This is a genomic window from Streptomyces yatensis, assembly GCF_018069625.1.
GTDB lineage: Bacteria > Actinomycetota > Actinomycetes > Streptomycetales > Streptomycetaceae > Streptomyces > Streptomyces yatensis.
In genome coordinates, this window is record NZ_CP072941.1 from 5,540,076 (window position 1) to 5,559,175 (window position 19,100).

Sequence of the window (19,100 nt, forward strand, 5' to 3'; positions counted from 1 at the left end):
GGGGGCCGACATGGTGAAGCAGTGGTGGGTACGCCGGTATGCGGCGGCGCGTGCGAAGGCCGAGGCGGGCATGGCCACCGCCGAGTACGCGATGGGGACGATCGCGGCATGCGGTTTCGCCGCGGTGCTCTACAAGGTGGTGACCAGCGGGACCGTCAGCGGCGCGCTGCAGTCAGTCATCGGACGGGCGCTCGATGCGCAGTTCTGAGGCGCCGGGGACGGCGGAGCGGACGGGCCCGCGCGCCAGAAGCGGCGCGCGGGGCGTCCCAGGGCTCCGGGGCATCGCAAGAACCCAGCGCACGGGGCGGGACAGCGCCTTCGTCACGGCGGAGACGGCCGTCGCGCTGCCGGTGCTGGCGCTGTTCGCCCTGATGCTGATCTGGGGGCTGATGGCCGCGGCCGCGCAGCTTCAGTGCGTGGACGCGGCCAGGGCCGGGGCGAGGGCGGCGGCGCGTTCGGAGCCGAGGGCGGACGCGATGGCCGCCGCCCGCTCGGCTGCACCGGATGGAGCGCGGGTCGAGCTCTGGCAGGAGGGAGACCTGGTGCGGGTGCGGGTCCGGACGCATGCCGCCGGTCCCGGCCCGCTGGCGGTGAATCTGCACGGCGAGGCGGCCGCGCTCGCCGAGGACGCGGTGGGCGCGGTGGACGCGGGTGGTGCGGCCCGGGAGGCGGCCCCGTGAGGAAGGCGGACGACCGGGGGTCGGCCACCGTCTGGGCGGCGCTGGCCGCGACGGCCCTGTGCGCGGTGTTCGCGGCTGTACTGGCGGCAGGGCAGGCCATGGTGGCGCGCCATCGGGCGGGCGGAGCCGCCGATCTGGCGGCGCTCGCGGCGGCGGACCACGGCCTGGAGGGCCCTCGAACGGCTTGCGGTCTGGCCCGGCGGGTGGCCTCCGCCCAGGGGGCGCGCGTGGTGCGATGTGCCCTGAGCGGTGAGATCGCGGACCTTACGGCGGAGGTGCGCACGGGCCCGTTCACCCTCCGGGCCAGGGCACGGGCGGGGCCCGCGGGCACTCCCCTCACCGGACCGCCGCCGGCGTCGGGCGGTGGGCAGCGCTCACTCGGCGGTCGGCGGCTGCTCCGGGGCCCCGGCGAGCAGGGTCGTCAGCAGGCGGATGGCGGCCCTCTTGTCCAGCGGGTCGTTGCCGTTGCCGCACTTGGGCGACTGGATGCAGGACGGGCATCCCGCCTCGCATTCGCAGACGGCGATCGCCTCGCGGGTGGCGGCCAGCCAGCGGGCGGCCGTGTGGAAGGCGCGCTCGGCGAAGCCCGCGCCACCCGGATGGCCGTCGTACACGAAGACGGTCGGCAGCAGCGTGTCGGGGTGCAGCGGGACGGACACCCCGCCGATGTCCCAGCGGTCGCAGGTGGCGAAGAGCGGCAGGATGCCGATCGAGGCGTGCTCGGCGGCGTGCAGGGCACCGCCGAGGGCCTGGGGGTGCACCCGGGCCTCCTCGAGCTGGTCGTCGGTGACCGTCCACCACACGGCCCGGGTGCGCAGGGTGCGCGGCGGGAGGTCGAGCTTGGACTCGCCGAGGACCTCACCGGTGATCAGCTTGCGGCGCAGAAAGGAGACCACCTGGTTGGTGACCTCGACCGAGCCGAAGCACAGCCGCGCGTCCCCCCAGGGGATCTCGGTGGTGGTCTCCAGGATGGAGATCGCCGTGGTGTCGCGGGCCGTGGTCGAGTAGGGCGGAGCGGCCTCCTCCACCAGGGCGACCGAGTCGTCGAGGTCGAACTGCCTGACGAGATAGCTCCGGCCCTGATGGAGGTGGACGGCGCCCTCGTGGACGGTGGTGTGGGCCGCCGCGGCGTCCACGGTGCCCAGCAGCCGCCCGGTCGCCGCCTCCACGACCTGGACCGGGCTGCCGCCCGCCCCGCGGATGTCGGTGAGGTCGGCGGCGCGCTCACGGCGCGTCCAGTGCCAGGCGGTCGCCCGCCGCCGCAGCAGCTTGCGCTGCTCGAGCTGCGGCATCAGCTCCTCGGTGGCGGGGCCGAAGAGCTCCAGGTCCGGCTCGGTGAGCGGAAGCTCGGCCGCGGCCGCGCACAGGTGCGGCGCGAGGACGTAGGGGTTGTCCGGGTCCAGGACGGTGGACTCCACCGGCTGCCGGAAGAGGGCGTCCGGATGGTGGACGAGATAGGTGTCCAGCGGGTCGTCCCGGGCCACCAGGATCGCCAGGGCCCCTTCGCCGGTACGCCCGGCCCGCCCCGCCTGCTGCCACAGGGAGGCGCGGGTGCCGGGGTAGCCCGCCACGACCACGGCGTCCAGCCCGGCGATGTCCATCCCCAGCTCCAGGGCGGTGGTGGAGGCGAGCCCCAGCAGCTCACCGGAGTGCAGGGCCCTCTCCAGGGCGCGGCGTTCCTCGGGGAGATAGCCGCCGCGATAGGCGGCGATCCGGTCCGGAAGCGAGCGGTCCACCTCCGCGAGCCGCTCCTGGGCGATGAGCGCGATGAGCTCCGCGCCCCGCCGGGAGCGCACGAAGGTGACCGTACGGACGCCCTGGACGGCCAGGTCGGTGAGCAGGTCCGCGGACTCGGCCGTGGCCGTGCGGCGTACCGGGGCGCCCTGCTCGCCGTGGAGCTCGGTCAGCGGCGGCTCCCAGAGGGCGAAGACGACCTCACCGCGGGGCGAGCCGTCCTCGGTGATCTCCACGACCGGCACGCCGGTCAGCCGGCTCGCGGCGACCGCCGGATCGGAGGCGGTGGCCGAGGCGAGCAGGAACACCGGCGAGGAACCGTAGCGGGCACAGACGCGGCGCAGCCTGCGCAGCACCTGGGCCACATGGGAGCCGAAGACACCCCGGTAGGTGTGGCATTCGTCGATCACCACATAGCGCAGCGCGCGCAGGAAGGAGGACCACCTGGGGTGGCCGGGCAGGATGCCGCGGTGGAGCATGTCGGGGTTGGTGAGCACATAGTTCGCGTACTGGCGCACCCACTCGCGCTCCTCCACGGGCGTGTCGCCGTCGTAGACCGCCGCCCGGACGCCGGTGCCCAGCGGGGCGGTGAGGCCGGCCACCGCGCGGCGCTGGTCGGCGGCCAGTGCCTTGGTGGGGGAGAGGTACAGGGCGGTCGTTCCCCGCCCGTTGGGCTCCTCCGAGCCATCCAGCAGGGTGCTGAGGACGGGGGCCAGATAGGCGAGGGACTTGCCGGAGGCGGTTCCGGTGGCCACGACCACGGAATCCCCGCGCAGCGCGTGTTCGGCCGTACGCGCCTGGTGGGCCCACGGGCGATCGATGCCGGCCGCGCGAATGGCGTTGATCACCTCCGGCCGGATCGCCGAGGGCCAGTCGGCATGGGTTCCCGGACGCGGGGGCAAGTGCTCCGTATGAGTGATGCGCGCGCCCCGGCCCGCCCCGGTGCTCAGCCCACCGAGGACGGCCCGGGGTGAGGGGCGTATGCCCGCCTGCCGCGGGATTTGGTCGTGGGCCATCGACACCGAGTGTGTCACTGGTCTGACGGACAATGGTCTCAAGGCGTCGTGCACGCCTGCTGGTAAGTGATTGAATGCCATCGCGGCTGCCGATCCATGGGGGGCGACCGCTCGATGCAAGGTGCTGGAGGATCCGTGGACCTGTCCCTGTCGACTCGGACCGTCGATGACCGCACGGTCGTCGAGGTCGGTGGCGAGATTGATGTATACACCGCGCCCAAGCTGCGCGAGCAGCTGGTCGAGCTTGTCAACGACGGCAACTACCACCTGGTCGTCGACATGGAGGGCGTCGACTTTCTCGACTCCACCGGACTCGGCGTGCTCGTCGGCGGGCTCAAGCGAGTGCGGGCCCACGAGGGCTCGCTGCGCCTGGTGTGCAACCAGGAGCGCATTCTGAAGATCTTCCGCATCACCGGCCTGACCAAGGTGTTCCCGATTCACACCTCGGTCGAGGACGCTGTCGCGGCGACCGACTGACAAGATCGCCGAAGGAAGACACAGAAGGGGGTTCCGGGCGGCGTACGCCCGGCCCTCCCGATAAGCACGCCCATACGCCCGAGGGGGATGGCATGGCCACCGTCGAACTCCGCTTCAGCGCGCTGCCTGAGCACGTCAGGACCGCTCGTCTTGTCGCGGCCGCCGTGGCGCGTCGGGCGGGGGTGGATGAGGCCGTGCTCGACGAGGTGCGGCTCGCGGTCGGCGAGGCGTGCACGCGTGCGGTCGGGCTCCACCTGAGCAATGGGGTGGAGGCGCCGGTGCGGGTGTCGCTGACCGAGGAGGAGAAGAAGTTCTCCATCGAGGTCGGTGACGAATCCCCGACCTCGGCGGCCCTGGCGTCCGGCTCCCATCCGGAGATGGACGACGAGGCCGAGGGCGAGGACGAGATGGGTCTCGCCGTCATCAGCGGGCTCGTCGACGATGTCGAGGTGACGACCAGCGAATCCGGTGGAGTGATCCGGATGAGCTGGCCGACGTCACCCCAGCCCGTGGTGTCCTAGCCCCCACAGTGCCGGGCCCTGCCCCATCGGGCTGGCTGTCTCTCCCCGTGCCGGGTCCTGCCGCGCCGGGCTCTGACCCACTGGGCTGAATGCTGCCTCGCCGTGCCGGGTCCTGTTCGCGGTGGGCTGCGTCCTGCCCCCGTTCGTCGGGGCCTGCTCGCAGGGGGCTGGTTCATGCCCCAGTCGGTTCGGGTCCTGCCACGTCCGGCTGCCTCGTGCTCTCGTCGGTTCGGGCTCTGCCCGCGTCGGGCTGAGCCCTGTCCCGCCGGGCTGGGCTCTGCCCGCGTTGGGCTGATCCCTGTTCCGCCGGCTGAGTCCTGCCCGCGCCGGACTGATCCCTGTCCCGTCGGGCTGAGTCCTGCCCGCGTCGGGCTGATCCCTGTCCCGCCGGGCTGAGTCCTGCCCGCGTCGGGCTGAGCCCTGCCCGGGCCGGGCTGGATCCTGTTCGCACAGGCTGCGTCCGGCTGGCGCCGTGCCGGGTCCTCTTCACCACGGCTCGTCGGGGCCGGGAGTGGCCTCGCTCGTCCTGATCGCCGAAGCCGGGTCCCTCGTGAGGGTCATCTGTCCGTCATCCCTCTTCCGACCTGTCCCGACCCGCAGGACCCGCTGGAACCCTCCGAACCGGCCGTTTCATGATCGCCGGTCCGGCTGTTGGCATGCCCGCGCCCGGTCGGCCGCGTGGTCCCCGCGCACCTCTCGGCGCGCGCTTTTTCGATCTCTGGCTTAGGCTCTGAACAGCGCTTTTCTCGACGACGCAGGACTGCCGCTAGATCATCTATATAGATCATTTGTAGAGATCATTTTACATCCGTCAGTGAATTGTCGACCTTCCTTCTTCCGAAGGAATTCATACCGCCAAACCAATTGATCTTCGCTGGTGCGGGCGAATTCCCATTCCGGCGCCCTGTTTTGATCGTGTGACGCTCCCTACAATCCGTCCACATCTCGAGCTCAGGACGCCTGAGCGCGGCGGCTCTTCTGCGGTCGCAGAACTGCTGCGCGCCCATGTGCCAAACGTCAAGGAGGACGAATGGCGGGGCCTCTCACCCCTCATCAGCTGGACCTCACCCCAACCCTGGCCGCCGCAGAGCTGACCGACGACAACCGTGTGATCGTGCTGGTGATCGCCGCCGTCGCGATCGCGGCGCTCGCGGTCGCGGTGGTCCTGGTACGACAAGTCCTCGCGGCGGGCGAGGGCACGGACAGTATGAAGAAGATCGCCGAGGCCGTTCAGGAAGGCGCCAATGCCTATCTGGCCCGGCAGCTGCGCACCCTCGGCGGATTCGCCGTGGTGGTGTTCTTCCTGCTCATGCTGTTGCCGGCGGACGACTGGGCGCAGCGCATCGGGCGTTCGGTGTTCTTTCTGATCGGTGCGGCATTCTCGGCAGCCACCGGCTATATCGGGATGTGGCTCGCGGTGCGCAGCAATGTGCGCGTCGCCGCCGCCGCCCGTGAGGCCACCCCCGAGCCCCCCACCACACCCGTCAATGGCGATTCGGCCGCTTCCGCACCCGGTAAGCCGAGCGTGGATCTCACGGCCGTCTCGCACAAGGCGATGAAGATCGCTTTCCGTACCGGCGGTGTGGTGGGCATGTTCACCGTGGGCCTCGGACTGCTGGGCGCCTCCTGCGTGGTGCTGGTCTACGCGGCCGACGCGCCCAAGGTGCTGGAGGGCTTCGGGCTCGGCGCCGCGCTGATCGCGATGTTCATGAGGGTCGGCGGTGGCATCTTCACCAAGGCCGCCGACGTCGGCGCCGACCTCGTCGGCAAGGTCGAGAAGGGCATCCCCGAGGACGACCCGCGCAACGCCGCCACCATCGCGGACAACGTTGGCGACAACGTCGGTGACTGCGCCGGTATGGCCGCCGACCTCTTCGAGTCGTACGCCGTCACCCTGGTCGCCGCGCTGATCCTCGGCAAGGCGGCCTTCGGTGACTCCGGGCTGGCCTTCCCGCTGCTCGTTCCGGCCATCGGCGTGGTCACCGCCATGATCGGGATCTTCGCCGTGGCCCCGCGCCGCGCCGATCGCAGCGGAATGAGCGCCATCAACCGCGGCTTCTTCATCTCCGCCCTGATCTCGATGGCGCTGGTGGCGGTCGCGGTCTTCACCTATCTGCCGTCCAGCTACGCGGATCTCGACGGGGTCACCAACCGCGAGATCCTCGGCCACAGCGGTGATCCGCGGATTCTCGCGCTCGTCGCCGTCGCCATCGGCATCGTGCTGGCCGCGCTCATCCAGCAGCTCACGGGCTACTTCACCGAGACGACCCGGCGTCCCGTGCGGGATGTCGGCAAGACCTCGCTGACCGGCCCGGCCACGGTGGTGCTCTCCGGTATCTCGCTCGGTCTGGAGTCGGCCGTCTACTCGGCGGTGCTGATCGGGCTGAGCGTCTACGGCGCCTTCCTGCTCGGCGGCACCTCGATCATGCTGGCGCTGTTCGCCGTGGCGCTCGCCGGCACCGGCCTGCTCACCACGGTCGGTGTGATCGTCGCCATGGACACCTTCGGTCCGGTCTCCGACAACGCCCAGGGCATCGCCGAGATGTCCGGCGATGTCGAGGGCGCGGGCGCGCAGGTGCTCACCGACCTCGACGCGGTCGGCAACACCACCAAGGCGATCACCAAGGGCATCGCCATCGCGACGGCGGTGCTCGCCGCGGCCGCGCTCTTCGGCTCGTACCGCGACGCCATCGCGGAGGCCGTGAGCGATGTCCACACCTCCGTGGCCGGAGAGATGAATCTGAACCTGGACATCTCGCAGCCCAACAACCTCGTGGGCCTCGTCCTCGGCGCCGCCGTCGTCTTCCTCTTCTCCGGGCTGGCGATCAACGCGGTGTCGCGGTCGGCCGGTGCGGTGGTCTTCGAGGTGCGGCGGCAGTTCCGCGAGAAGCCCGGGATCATGAACTACAGCGAGAAGCCCGAATACGGCCGGGTCGTCGACATCTGCACCAAGGACGCGCTGCGCGAGCTGGCCACACCGGGTCTGCTCGCCGTCCTGGCGCCGATCGCCGTCGGCTTCACCTTCGGGGTCGGCGCGCTCGGCTCGTTCCTGGCGGGCGCGATCGGCACCGGCACGCTGATGGCCGTCTTCCTCGCCAACTCCGGCGGCGCCTGGGACAACGCCAAGAAGCTGGTCGAGGACGGCCATCACGGCGGGAAGGGGAGCGAGGCGCATGCCGCGACGGTGATCGGCGACACGGTCGGCGATCCCTTCAAGGACACCGCGGGCCCCGCGATCAACCCGCTGCTGAAGGTGATGAACCTGGTGGCGCTGCTGATCGCCCCCGCGGTGGTGAAGTTCTCCTACGGGGACAACGCCAGCCCTGGGCTGCGTGCGGTCGTCGCCGGGATCGCCGTCGCGATCATCGTGGCCGCGGTCTACATCTCCAAGCGGCGCGGAATCGTCGTAGGTGACGAAGACAACTCCGAGCGCGTGGCGAAGTCAGCCGACGCGGCGGTGGTGTCCTAGCCCCGGAAGGGGCCAGGGGGCCGGGAAAGCCCCTGCGACATGCGGGCGGGCGATGTGCGACAGCACACCGTCCGCCCGTGTCCCTGTCCGGGGTGTCCCGTCCGCTCGATGAGGCCATGTCCACAACGAGCGGGGTGCAAATAGCTCAAAAGAGATCCATATGGGGCGCTCGCCGGGTGGGTCTCGCCGGATGGACGTGTATGTTCCGGGGCCGAGAGCCATGGAAGGGACCAATCCGGTGAACAAGAAGCTTGTGGCTGCACTGTCCGGCGGTGCGGCGCTCGTACTGGCGCTGAGCGGCTGCGGGGGCGGCGATGAGGACAAGAAGGTCGACGACTGGGCCAAGTCGGTCTGTGACGAGGTGCAGCCTCAGCTGAAGAAGATCCAGGGCGCCAACACCGCGATCCAGGGTGCCGCCGACGAGCAGGACTCCAAGAAGCTGCAGCAGACGGACTCCAAGGCGTTCCAGGAGATCTCCGAGTCCTACGGGGCACTCGCCAAGGCCGTGAACAAGGCGGGCCCCCCGCCCGTCGACAACGGGGACAAGACCCAGCAGCAGGCGGTCAAGGAGCTCAACGCCACCTCGGGGGCGTACACGAAGCTCAAGACGTCCGTCGACAAGCTGGACACCTCGGACAAGTCCAAGTTCGCCCAGGGGCTCAAGGGCGTCGCCGACGAGCTCGACAAGCTCAGCAAGTCGGGTGACCAGGCCCTGCAGAAGCTGCAGGAAGGAAAGGTCGGCTCGGCGATGGCCAAGCAGTCCGGCTGCCAGAAGCCGAAGACGGCCGGCGGTGCCACGGCGCAGTCCTGACGGACTGCCCGGGGCCGCTCAAGGCCGCCCCGGTTTCTGCCGCCAGGGGCAACGCCGCCGCCTCACGCCGCCTTTGCCGGATCGTCAGCCCGGCCGACGCGGGCGATGTCGTCCCGATGCCGACTGTCGTCGCCCGCTGTCGGTGGTTGCCCCGACAATGGGGGCGTGAGTACGCACCAGCCTCCGTTCCGCCTCCCCGTCGCCGACCCCGAGCGCACCGCCCGCCTTCGTGAGGCGCTGTCGGCCGCCTCCTTCACCGCCGATGGTCTGCTGGATCTGCTCGGTTCGTCCGCCTACGCGGCCCTGGCGCGCGGCGAGACCGTCCCGGCGCTGCGCGCCACCAGGGGCGAGAGCAGCCCGCTGGAGACCCTGGTGCGGCTCTTTCTGCTGCAGCGCCCCGTGGCGTACGGGCGGGCGGCCGCGGCCCTGCCGGCCGAGGACTGCCTCGCCGACGGCTGGCTGGTGCGCGAGGGCGACGAGGTGCGCGCGAGCGTGGATGTGCGGCCTTACGGCGGCCCCGAGGGCCAGGACTGGTGGATCGTCTCCGACCTGGGCTGCGCGGTCGGCGGCGCCGGAGGGATCGGCGGCCCGGGCGGCGCGCGCGGCCGTGAGGACCGCTCCCGGCTCGTCCTCGGGGTCGGCGGCGCCTCCACCACGCTCGCCGGTCTCACCGTGCCCGCGCCCGTGGGCCGGGTTCTGGACCTCGGCACCGGTTCCGGTATCCAGGCGCTGCACGCGGGCCGCCACGCCACCCGTGTCACCGCCACGGACCGCAATCCGCGCGCCCTGGCCATCGCCCGGCTGACCCTCGCCCTGTCCGGGGCGCCGGAGCCGGATCTGCGGGAGGGGTCGCTGTTCGAGCCGGTCGGGGACGAGACGTACGACCTGATCGTCTCCAACCCGCCCTTTGTGATCTCCCCCCGCTCCCCGGAGGGCAGCGAGCTGGTCTACCGGGAGGGCGGAATGTCCGGGGACGACCTGTGCCGCACGCTCGTCCAGCAGTCCGCCGGGCATCTCGCCGACGGCGGCTGGTGTCAGCTGCTGGCGAACTGGCAGCACGTCGAGGGGGAGGACTGGCGCGAGCGGGTGGCCTCCTGGGTCCCGTCCGGCTGTGACGCCTGGATCGTGCAGCGCGAGGTGCAGGACGTCACCCAGTACACCGAGCTGTGGCTGCGCGACGCCGGTGAGCATCTGGCCGGCCCCGAGGCGTACGCGGCGCGCTACGACGCGTGGCTGGACGAATTCGAGGCGCGGAAGACCAAGGCCGTCGGCTTCGGCTGGATCACCCTGCGCAAGTCCGGTGCCGACCGGCCGTCGGTGACCGTGGAGGAGTGGCCCCATCCGGTCGAGCAGCCGCTGGGCGGCGAGGTCATGGCCCACTTCGACCGCCAGGACTTCCTGCGCACGCACGACGACGCGGCGCTGCTGACCGCCGGCTTCCGGCTGGCGGACGAGGTCGTCCAGGAGCAGGTGGGCCCGCCCGGGGCCGAGGACCCCGAGCATGTGGTGCTCAGGCAGTACCGGGGGATGCGGCGCGCGACGACGGTGGACACGGTCGGGGCGGGCTTCGCCGGCGTGTGCGACGGCACACTGAGCGCGGGCCGGATCCTGGACGCCATCGCCCAGCTGCTCGGGGAGGACCCGGTGGTGCTGCGCGACCGCACCCCGCAGTCCATCCGGCTCCTGGTCGAGCAGGGATTTCTGCGGCCGGTCGGCGACGACGGCATAGACGCGCGATGAGGGCAATAAAAGGCGCGATGAGGGCATAGAGGTGCGATAAGGGCGCGCCGGGCGAGGCGCTGGGGGCGTACGCCGGTGGTACGGCGCCCTCCCGCGCGCTCCCGTATGGCAGAAAGCTGCCGCCGGAGCGCAGAACAGGCCACCCGGGGCACGGGCCGTACGAGGCGACGCGCGCTGTTCACCCGGGGTTCGCGCTCACGCCTCCCGTGCGTGCCACGCTCCCGGCATGGAGAGCGGACCTGCGATCTTCGCCGGAACGGCATTCGTGTTGTTCGGCGCCGCGCTGCTGCTGTGGACGGCGGCGCGCCTGAGGCTGCGCGCACCGGTGGCACATGGTGTGAGTCCTGTCGCTTCCGCGGCGCTCTCCCTTCTCTTCGGCGTCGCCGCGCTCGGCGGCGGAATCTGGTGTCTCGGTTACGCCTGACAGGGCCTTCCGCGCTGCCTCGTGCCGGTCCGGGCGGCAGACAGGTCGGTTGTCGGGTTACCGTTCGAGTGGCGTTGCGGGCTTTTTCCGTTTGACACGGGGGCGGGATGTACCGTCACACTCCGCAGCGTCACCGTAGAGGGAGGCCGTGTGAGCGTTACCCACACGGCACTGCCCGTTCACCGAGCGTCGACCGGAGAGAAGAGCCAAGTTGTCCCCGACCACCAGCGAGACCGCACAGGGCGGCCGCCGACTCGTCATCGTCGAGTCGCCTGCCAAGGCGAAGACGATTAAGGGCTACCTCGGCCCGGGCTACGTGGTCGAGGCCAGCGTCGGGCACATCCGGGACCTGCCGAACGGTGCGGCCGAGGTCCCCGACAAGTACACCGGCGAGGTCCGGCGGCTCGGCGTGGACGTCGAGCACGACTTCCAGCCCGTCTATGTGGTCAACTCCGACAAGAAGAGCCAGGTCAAGAAGCTCAAGGAGCTGCTCGCCGACTCCGACGAGCTCTTCCTGGCCACCGATGAGGACCGCGAGGGCGAGGCCATCGCCTGGCACCTCCAGGAGGTCCTCAAGCCCAAGGTCCCGGTGCGCCGGATGGTCTTCCACGAGATCACCAAGGACGCCATCCGGGCCGCCGTGGCCAACCCGCGCGAGCTGAACCAGCGCCTGGTGGACGCCCAGGAGACCCGCCGCATCCTCGACCGCCTCTACGGCTACGAGGTCTCGCCGGTCCTGTGGAAGAAGGTCATGCGCGGCCTGTCCGCGGGCCGGGTCCAGTCCGTCGCCACCCGTCTCGTCGTCGAGCGCGAGCGCGAGCGCATCGCCTTCCGCTCCGCCGAGTACTGGGACCTCACCGGCACCTTTGCCACCGGCCGGGCCGGTGACGTCAGCGACCCCGGCACCTTCGGTGCCCGCCTTACCGCCGTCGACGGCCTCCGGGTCGCCCAGGGGCGCGACTTCACCTCGCTCGGCCGGCTCAAGGACGGCGTGAACGTCCTGCAGCTGGACGAGGCCGGTGCCCGCTCCCTGGCCACGGCCCTCGCCGACACCGCCTTCACGGTGCGCTCGGTCGAGTCCAAGCCGTACCGCCGCTCGCCGTACGCGCCGTTCCGTACGACGACCCTGCAGCAGGAGGCCAGCCGCAAGCTGGGCTTCGGGGCCAAGGCCACCATGCAGGTCGCGCAGAAGCTGTATGAGAACGGCTACATCACCTATATGCGTACGGACTCCACCGTCCTGTCGGACACGGCGGTCACGGCGGCCCGGGCGCAGGTCACGCAGCTGTACGGCGCCGACTACCTGCCCGACAAGCCGCGCACCTACGCGGGCAAGGTCAAGAACGCCCAGGAGGCGCACGAGGCCATCCGCCCCTCGGGAGACCGTTTCCGCACCCCGGCGGAGACCGGCCTCACGGGCGACCAGTTCCGGCTCTACGAGCTGATCTGGAAGCGGACCGTCGCCTCCCAGATGAAGGACGCGATCGGCAACTCGGTCACCGTCAAGATCGCCGGGCAGGCGAGCGACGGCCGGGACGCCGAGTTCTCCGCCTCCGGTAAGACGATCACCTTCCACGGCTTCATGAAGGCCTACGTGGAGGGCGCCGACGACCCGAACGCCGAGCTCGACGACCGCGAGCGCCGGCTGCCGCAGGTCACCGAGGGCGACCGGCTCTCCGCCGAGGAGATCACCGCCGACGGCCACGCGACCAAGCCCCCGGCCCGCTACACCGAGGCGTCGCTGGTCAAGGAGCTCGAAGAGCGCGAGATCGGCCGCCCCTCGACCTACGCCACGATCCTGGGCACCATCCTCGACCGCGGCTACGTCTTCAAGAAGGGCACCGCGCTCGTGCCCTCCTTCCTGAGCTTCGCCGTGGTCAACCTGCTGGAGAAGCACTTCGGCCGGCTGGTCGACTACGACTTCACCGCCAAGATGGAGGACGACCTCGACCGCATCGCGCGCGGCGAGGCCGAGGCCGTGCCGTGGCTGAAGCGCTTCTACTTCGGCGAGGGCGCGCAGGCCGGCGCCGCCGAGGCCGGGAACGGCGACGGCGACCACCTCGGCGGCCTCAAGGAGCTGGTCACCGACCTGGGCGCGATCGACGCCCGGGAGATCTCGTCCTTCCCCGTGGGCGACGGCATCGTGCTGCGCGTCGGCCGCTACGGGCCGTACGTCGAGCGCCCGACGGAGATCGAGGGCGGCACCGGCCGGCGCGCCGACGTCCCCGACGACATGCCGCCGGACGAGCTGACCGTGGAGTACGCGGAGGAACTGCTCGCCAAGCCGAGCGGTGAGTTCGAGCTGGGCCCCGACCCCGAGACCGGTCGCATGATCGTGGCCAAGGACGGCCGCTACGGCCCGTACGTCACCGAGGTGCTCCCCGAGGACACTCCCAAGAGCGGTAAGAACGCCGTCAAGCCGCGCACCGCGTCCCTCCTGAAGTCGATGTCCCTGGACACGGTGACCCTGGAGGACGCGCTCAAGCTGATGTCGCTGCCGCGGGTGGTCGGCACCGACCCCGAGGGTGTGGAGATCACCGCGCAGAACGGCCGCTACGGCCCGTACCTGAAGAAGGGCACGGACTCGCGGTCGCTGGAGAGCGAGGAGCAGCTCTTCACCATCACGCTCGAGCAGGCGCTGGCGATCTACGCCCAGCCCAAGCAGCGGGGCCGGGCCGCGGCCAAGCCGCCGCTGAAGGAGCTGGGCACCGACCCGGTCAGCGAGCGGCCCGTGGTGGTGAAGGACGGCCGCTTCGGCCCGTACGTCACGGACGGCGAGACCAACGCGACGCTGCGCCGCGACGACGACGTGGAGACCATCACGCCCGAGCGCGGCTACGAGCTGCTCGCCGAGAAGCGCGCCAAGGGCCCGGCCAAGAAGACCGCCAAGAAGACGGCGGCGAAGAAGACCGCGGCCAAGAAGACGGCGACCAAGACGGCCGCCAAGAAGACCGCGGCGAAGAAGACGACGGCCAAGAAGACGACCGCCAAGACCGCCGCCAAGAAGACGGCGGCGGCCAAGAAGTCGTCGGCCAACGCCGAGTAGGAAAGCGGAGCAAGGCGGAGCAATCCCCGCGCCATCCACGGCTCACCGCCCGTTTGTTCGGCCGGGGGGCCGTGGATTCATGTGATCCGGATAGGCTGGCGGGATGACGCGAGAGCAGCCAACGGACGTGACCGCCACTTCCGGTGCCCTTGCCGCGGACTCCCGCGAGCGGGCCGTACGAGCCCTGCTGCGCTATCAGCCGCTGCGACGGCTCTGGAGCGCCCAACTCGTCGGCGGCGTGGGGGACGCGCTCGCCGTGCTGGTGCTGGTGCTGCTGACGCTGCAGGCGTCCGTGGCCGCCGACGCCTTCGGCGGCGGGTATCGCGGCGCGGCCTTCGCGGTCGCGGTGGTGCTGGGCGTACGGCTCCTGGCGACCGTGCTGTTCGGCGCGGTGCTGCTCGGGCCGCTCGCCGCGCTCATCGGCCCCTCCGGTCCGCTGGACCGCCGCTGGACCATGGTCGGCGCGGACGGTCTGCGGCTGGTGCTGCTCCTCATCGCACCGCTGTGGATCGACTGGGCCCCGGCCGACGCCGTCGCCTGGCTGCTCATCACGGCCTTCGTCGTAGGCGTCGCGGAGCGCTTCTGGACCGTCGCCAAGGACGGCGCGGCGCCCTCGCTGCTCCCGGCACCGCCCGCCGAGGGCGCGGCCGTGCGCCCGCTGCCCGACCACCTGGACGCGCTGCGGCGGCTCTCGCTCCGTACGAACTTCCTGACGCTGCCGATCGCCGCCGCCGGGCTGCTCGTCGTCACCCTCATCGGCAGGCTGCTGGGCACCGGAGTGGAGTGGTTCCACACCCACCAGGCCGCCCTCGGCTCGTACGTCGGCGCCGGACTCTTCGCCGCGTCGATCTCCATCCTCACCTTCCTCGAACTGCCCGGCGCGCAGACCAGCCGCACCCGCTCCCCCCTGGAGGGGCTGCGCCGGCCCCGCGCCGCCTCCGGTACCGGCGCCGACAAGGGCCGCACCGGTGCCGTTCCGCTGCTGGTGCTCGCCTGCGCCGGGGTGGCGGGCGCGATCGCCGCGGCCGTGGGCGTCGCCCCGCTGCAGGCCATGGACCTCGGTGGCGGGCCGGTCGCCTTCGCGCTGCTCGCCTTCGTGCTGGCCGGAGGCCCGGCGCTCGGCATCCGCTGGGCCCCGAAGTTCCTCCCGGGGCTGTCGCGGCGCAGGCTGCTGGCGCTGTCGGTCGCGCTGACCGGGCTCGCGCTGCTCACGGCGGGCCTGGTGCACGACACGACCACCGTCGTGCTGATCGCCCTGGTCGCGGGCGTGCTGGCCGGGATCGCCGCCCACACCGGCCACGCCCTCCTGGACCAGGAGTCCGAGGAGGCCCGCCGGCCCCGGATGACCGCGCATCTGCAGGCCGTCGTCCGCGTCAGCGTCGGGTTCGGCGCGGTCGTCGCGCCGCTGCTCGCCGCCGTCATCGGACCGCACCGGCTCGGCAGCGGCGATTTCGTCTTCGCCCACGGCGGCGCGGCCTTCACCCTGATGCTGGTGGGCGCGCTGCTGCTGCCCGTCGCCGCGCTGGTCCTGGGCCGGACCGACGACCGGCAGGGAGTGCCGCTGCGGCGCGATCTGCGCGAGGCGCTGCTCGGCGGCGGGGGCGCGGACGAGGCCCCGGCCGCCACCGGTTTCTTCATCGCCATCGAGGGCGGCGACGGCTCGGGCAAGTCCACGCAGGTGGAGGCGCTGGCCGAATGGATAAGGGCCAAGGGGCACGAGGTCGTGGTGACCCGTGAGCCGGGCGCCACCGCGATCGGCAAGCGGCTCCGCTCGATCCTGCTCGACGTCTCGTCCGCCGGGATCTCGCACCGCGCCGAGGCGCTGCTGTACGCGGCGGACCGCGCCGAGCACGTCGACACCGTGGTCCGCCCGGCGCTGGAGCGCGGCGCGGTCGTCATCTCCGACCGCTACATCGACTCGTCCGTCGCCTATCAGGGCGCCGGGCGCGACCTCGCCGCCACCGAGATCGCCCGCATCTCGCGCTGGGCGACGAACGGCCTGGTGCCGCATCTGACGGTGCTGCTGGACGTCTCGCCGGAGACCGCGCGCGAGCGCTTCACCGAGGCCCCGGACCGGCTCGAGTCCGAGCCCGCCGAGTTCCACCAGCGCGTACGGGCCGGATTCCTGGCCCTCGCCGCCGCCGACCCGGCCCGCTATCTCGTCGCCGACGCCGGGCAGCTGCCGGAGGCGGTCACCGCCGTGGTGCGCCACCGTCTGGACCAGATGCTGCCGCTGTCCGACGCGGAGGTGAAGGCTCAGGAGGAGGCCCGTAAGGCCGCCGAGGAGGAGGCCCGCCGCCGCGCCGAGGAAGAGGCCGCCCGTAAGGCCGAGGAGGAGCGGCTGGAGCGCGAGCGCCAGGAGGCGCTCGCCAAGGCGCGCGCCGAGGAGGAGGAGCGCAAGCGCCGCGAGCTGGAGGAGGCCCGCCAGCGCGAGGCCGAGCGGCAGGCGGAGGCGGCCCGGCAGCGGGCCGAGGACGCGCGCCGCAGGGCCGAGGAGGACCGTAAGCGCATCGAGGCCGAGGACCGCGCCCGCGCCGCCGACGAGGAGCGGCGCCGCCTGGAGGCGGAGGCGGAGGCGCTGCGGCGGGCCGAGGCCGACGCGCGCCGCCAGGAGGAGCAGCGCAAGGCCGAGGAGGCGCTGCTGCGGGCGGAGCAGGCGCGGCTGGCCGCGGACGCGGCGGATGCGGCGGCCTCCTCCGGGGCCGAGGCGCCGACCGTGGAGACCGAGACCCCGGCCCCGCCGCCCCACGACACGGACGGGCCCCGGGGCGCGGAGGGCTACCAGGACACCGGCGGCGCCCGGGACGCGGCGGGCCCCGCCTCCGGCGACCCGGACTCGACGAAGACGGTCCAGACACCGCGGTTCGACCCGTGGGCGCAGTACGTCGGCGAGGGCGGCTCGGGCCGTCCCGCCGCCGGGCCGGACGCGGACGAGACCACGGTGCTGCCGCCCGTGCCTCCCCAGAACGGCCCGGACGCCGGTGACACCGCGGTGCTGCCGCCCGTACGGCCCCAGGACGGCCCGGAGCGCCGGGGCGGCCCGGACGCCGAGGAGACGGCCGTCCTGCCCCAGCCGCCCGCCGAGCCGCCCACGAACGCGGCCGACGAGACGGCCGTGCTGCCGCCCGTACGGGACGAGCGCTCCTCCGACCCGGCGGAGCGGGTCCCGCCGTGGCTGTTCCGGCAGGAGCAGGGGCAGGAGCAGGGCGAGGGGAACGAGCGCACGCGCGAGATGCCGCAGTACGGCCAGGGGCAGGGGCATGACCAGGGTCAGGGTCAGGCGCAGGGCGGTGCGGAATCGCCGCGTCCGCGCCGCCGCCGTCCCGAGTGGGCGGAGGAGACCCCGCTGGACGACCTCCCGTCGCTGGCCGACGAACTGCTCGGCCCGCGCGACGACGAGGACGGCCGGCGCCGCTGACGGCAGGCCGGTGACGGGTGGCCGCTCACGGTAGGGCTCCGAGCAGCCCCGCCGACGGAGGCAGGGCGCTGACGGGTAGCCGCTGACGGTAGGGCGCCGGCGGATGGCCGCTGACCGCCGGTCGGTGACGTTGGGGCGCTTGACCGGGCCTGCTGACGGCAGACGCCGACGGCAAGAGCCACACCGCGCGGGAGTTCTCCGCGCGGGTGCTGCGGAAGCTCAGCGCGACGCCGAGAGGTATCTCGGCGAGGACGTCACCGACAGGGCCGCCGCACGGTGACACGTTGGGACGCTGGAGACAGGGCGCTGACGGGTGCACGCCGACGGTAGGGCGCCGGCGGGTAGCCGCTGACGGCAGGCGTCGACGAGGCCCGCTGACCCAGAGCCGCAGCCGGACAGGACGCCGACGGGGGCCCGCCGACGGGGGCCGGGCCCGCTGACAGGCCGCCCAGCCGGGCGCCGCCCTCGACCGTCGTGCCCGGGTGTCGGTGGGGTGGCCCACAATGGGATGCCGGTAAGCACGAACGGCGGAGGCAGCCATGGCGGTGTGGGACGACCTGGTCGGGCAGGACCGAGTAGCGGCCCAGCTGACGGCTGCCGCGCGGGATGCGGACGCCCTGGTCACGGCGGCGGGCGAGGCGGCCTCGGCCGAGGAGCCCATGGCGTCGTCCAAGATGACCCACGCCTGGCTGTTCACCGGCCCGCCCGGCTCCGGCCGGGCCACCGCGGCCCGCGCCTTCGCCGCCGCGCTGCAGTGCGTCAGCCCGGACCGGGCGCTCGGCGGCGCCCCCGGCTGCGGCTTCTGCGACGGCTGTCACACCGCCCTCGTCGGCACCCACGCCGATGTGGAGGTGGTCCGTACGGACATGCTCACCATCGGCGTCAAGGAGACCCGGGAGCTCGTCCGCCGCGCCCAGCTGTCGCCCGCCGGCGGCCGGTGGCAGGTGATCGTCATGGAGGACGCCGACCGCCTTACCGAGGGCGCGGGCAACGTTCTCCTCAAGGCCGTCGAGGAGCCCGCGCCGCGCACCGTATGGCTGCTGTGCACGCCCTCGCTGGAGGATGTGCTGCCCACGATCCGTTCCCGCTGCCGCCTCCTCACCCTCCGCACGCCTCCGGTGGAGGCCGTCGCGGACCTCCTCGTCCGGCGCGACGGCATCGACCCCGAACGCGCCGCCTCCGCCGCCCGCGCCACCCAGGGCCATATCGACCGCGCCCGCCGGCTGGCCACCGACGACCGGGCCCGGGCCCGCCGCGCCGCCGTCCTGAAGCTCCCGCTGCGCGTCGACGACGTGGGCGGCTGCCTCAAGGCGGCCCAGGAGCTGATCGACGCGGCGGCCGAGGACGCCAAGCAGGTGGCGGAGGAGGTCGACGTCAAGGAGACCGAGGAGCTGCGGGCCGCCCTGGGCGCCGCCGCCGGGACGGGCGGGCGGTTGCCGCGCGGCACGGCCGGGGCCATGAAGGATCTCCAGGACCGCCAGAAGCGCCGTGCCACCCGCACCCAGCGCGACACCCTCGACCTCGCGCTCACCGATCTGATCGCCTTCTACCGCGATGTGCTGGCCCTCCAGCTCGGCTCCCAGGTCGCGCTCGCCAACACCGACGTCCGGGACGCGCTGGAGCGGATCGCCTCGGGCTCGAAGCCCGAGCGGACGCTGCGCCGGATCGAGGCCATCACGGCGTGCCGTCAGGCGCTGGACAGCAATGTGGCGCCGCTGCTGGCGGTCGAGGCGATGACCATGGCGCTGCGGGCCGGCTGAGTCA

Annotated in this window: 12 protein-coding genes and 1 pseudogene; 12 read left to right on the forward strand and 1 reads right to left on the reverse strand. The window is 72.4% G+C overall.

What is annotated here, in order from left to right:
• The first annotated feature begins 10 nt into the window (after positions 1–10).
• The 3 genes and pseudogenes from J8403_RS23290 to J8403_RS44760 form a co-directional block, all read left to right on the forward strand.
• A complete protein-coding gene (locus J8403_RS23290; RefSeq protein ID WP_059142404.1) occupies positions 11–208 on the forward strand; it encodes a DUF4244 domain-containing protein in 198 nt (65 codons plus the stop codon).
• Complete coding sequence (locus J8403_RS23295) at positions 195–680, forward strand: TadE family type IV pilus minor pilin (protein WP_246585947.1); 486 nt, start codon at positions 195–197, stop codon at positions 678–680. Before J8403_RS23290 ends, J8403_RS23295 begins: the two co-directional genes overlap by 14 nt.
• A 65-nt stretch (positions 681–745) precedes the next feature.
• Positions 746–943, forward strand: a pseudogene (locus J8403_RS44760) (Rv3654c family TadE-like protein); the annotation flags it as partial.
• A gap of 111 nt (positions 944–1,054) precedes the next feature.
• Here J8403_RS44760 and J8403_RS23305 read toward each other — a convergent pair.
• A complete protein-coding gene (locus J8403_RS23305) occupies positions 1,055–3,511 on the reverse strand; it encodes a DEAD/DEAH box helicase (protein WP_211124851.1) in 2,457 nt (818 codons plus the stop codon).
• A 54-nt stretch (positions 3,512–3,565) separates the two neighbouring features.
• Here J8403_RS23305 and bldG point away from each other — a divergent pair, with 54 nt between their 5' ends.
• From bldG to J8403_RS23350, 9 genes are all read left to right on the forward strand, one after another.
• Complete coding sequence (bldG, locus tag J8403_RS23310; RefSeq protein ID WP_014061729.1) at positions 3,566–3,907, forward strand: anti-sigma factor antagonist BldG; 342 nt, start codon at positions 3,566–3,568, stop codon at positions 3,905–3,907.
• Between the two features lie 92 nt (positions 3,908–3,999).
• The gene (locus J8403_RS23315; RefSeq protein ID WP_211124852.1) at positions 4,000–4,428 is read left to right on the forward strand and encodes an ATP-binding protein; all 429 of its coding nucleotides are present in this window, start codon (positions 4,000–4,002) and stop codon (positions 4,426–4,428) included.
• Between the two features lie 1,030 nt (positions 4,429–5,458).
• Positions 5,459–7,897: a sodium-translocating pyrophosphatase gene (locus tag J8403_RS23320; protein WP_211124853.1), complete on the forward strand. Its 2,439-nt coding sequence runs from the start codon at positions 5,459–5,461 to the stop codon at positions 7,895–7,897.
• Positions 7,898–8,135: 238 nt separating this feature from the next.
• Positions 8,136–8,708: a small secreted protein gene (locus tag J8403_RS23325; protein ID WP_246585948.1), complete on the forward strand. Its 573-nt coding sequence runs from the start codon at positions 8,136–8,138 to the stop codon at positions 8,706–8,708.
• Positions 8,709–8,873: 165 nt separating this feature from the next.
• Complete coding sequence (locus J8403_RS23330) at positions 8,874–10,448, forward strand: DUF7059 domain-containing protein (RefSeq protein ID WP_211124855.1); 1,575 nt, start codon at positions 8,874–8,876, stop codon at positions 10,446–10,448.
• A 226-nt stretch (positions 10,449–10,674) separates the two neighbouring features.
• Positions 10,675–10,872: a hypothetical protein gene (locus J8403_RS23335; protein ID WP_014061724.1), complete on the forward strand. Its 198-nt coding sequence runs from the start codon at positions 10,675–10,677 to the stop codon at positions 10,870–10,872.
• 211 nt (positions 10,873–11,083) lie between these two features.
• A complete protein-coding gene (gene topA / locus J8403_RS23340) occupies positions 11,084–13,918 on the forward strand; it encodes a type I DNA topoisomerase (protein ID WP_211124856.1) in 2,835 nt (944 codons plus the stop codon).
• 103 nt (positions 13,919–14,021) lie between these two features.
• Positions 14,022–17,336, forward strand: a complete 3,315-nt coding sequence (gene tmk, locus J8403_RS23345) for a dTMP kinase (protein WP_211124857.1) — start codon at positions 14,022–14,024, stop codon at positions 17,334–17,336.
• Positions 17,337–17,875: 539 nt separating this feature from the next.
• On the forward strand, positions 17,876–19,096 hold the full coding sequence (locus tag J8403_RS23350) for a DNA polymerase III subunit delta' (RefSeq protein ID WP_211124858.1): 1,221 nt from the start codon (positions 17,876–17,878) through the stop codon (positions 19,094–19,096).
• Positions 19,097–19,100 lie beyond the last annotated feature (4 nt).